The sequence below is a fragment of the Bacillus xiamenensis genome, assembly GCF_000300535.1.
GTDB lineage: Bacteria > Bacillota > Bacilli > Bacillales > Bacillaceae > Bacillus > Bacillus xiamenensis.
The window spans coordinates 1-946 of the sequence record NZ_AMSH01000123.1; the positions used below are offsets into that span (position 1 = coordinate 1).

At 36.2% G+C, this 946-nt stretch carries 2 protein-coding genes; both read right to left on the bottom strand.

The annotated features are described in order from the left end of the window. Window positions 1–132 precede the first annotated feature (132 nt). Complete coding sequence (locus tag BA1_RS18250) at window positions 133–432, bottom strand: contact-dependent growth inhibition system immunity protein (protein ID WP_008362337.1); 300 nt, start codon at window positions 430–432, stop codon at window positions 133–135. A gap of 16 nt (window positions 433–448) precedes the next feature. Further along, the coding region (locus BA1_RS18255; protein WP_008362338.1) for an RNase A-like domain-containing protein at window positions 449–946 on the bottom strand (498 nt) is incomplete at its 5' end.

The following is a 946-nucleotide window of genomic DNA, read 5'->3' on the forward strand; positions in this document are numbered from 1 at the left end:
GTTTTGCTTGTCTCTATCATACGATGATCCATTTAGGAAAAAAGGTCCCCATTTTATCCCCCTTTTTATCGGTATGAAGTTGAATAAACACAAAAAACCTTGAAAGGCATTGGCCGATCAAGGATCATTTTGTTACTTCATTTTCACTGCTTCTTTCATTTCCTCTACTATTTTATTAAACCACTGTAGAGGATTTAATGAGATCGCCGGAAAATAGATTTCTGCATTATTTTCGATAAAGCTTTCTTTTTCTTCTATTGTTAAAGTACCATTCAAAAAATCCTGACAATCCTTTATAGTAGACAGCAGACATTCTTTAGTAGCTTCATGAATAAACTCCTCTAACGCTTCTTCTGGTGAATCGATATCCTGATGAAATGTCCCACCTAAAAAATCTTCTAACTCCTCTAAATAACTGTAACTCTCATTCATTTTATCATCCTTCTTTCTATTTAACAGGGTATCCTGTTAAAATAAAACCGCCATTCTCATCTTTTTTCAGTATAATTTTTGCATTTGTAACATTCTCAACTACTTCTGAATTTCTCGAAACACTTCTTCCAATTACCTCTCCATCACCCTTATATTTTAATGGTAATGTAGGTCTACTGTTGGGGTCGGATAACCACTTTTGTATTTTATCAACACTCTTAGGATCACCCAGAACTGAATCAGCAACTCTTTCTGCAGTCATTCTATCGTTAAAAGTAGAAGAACCCGTGATTTTAGGATTACTTTTCAGCCTCTCTAATAGTTCTTCATCTGTTTTCCCAACATGTCTCTCTATTAAGTGCCCACCTCTGGATTCATGTGTAGCTAATCCGTTACCTGGAGATAAAGGATTTTTCTCACCTTTCTTGATTCCCATCTTACCATGAAACCCTTTTGCACCAAACGGTAAAAGCATCCCCAGCACCGCATTCATACTCGCTTCCTGCTGTTCTTT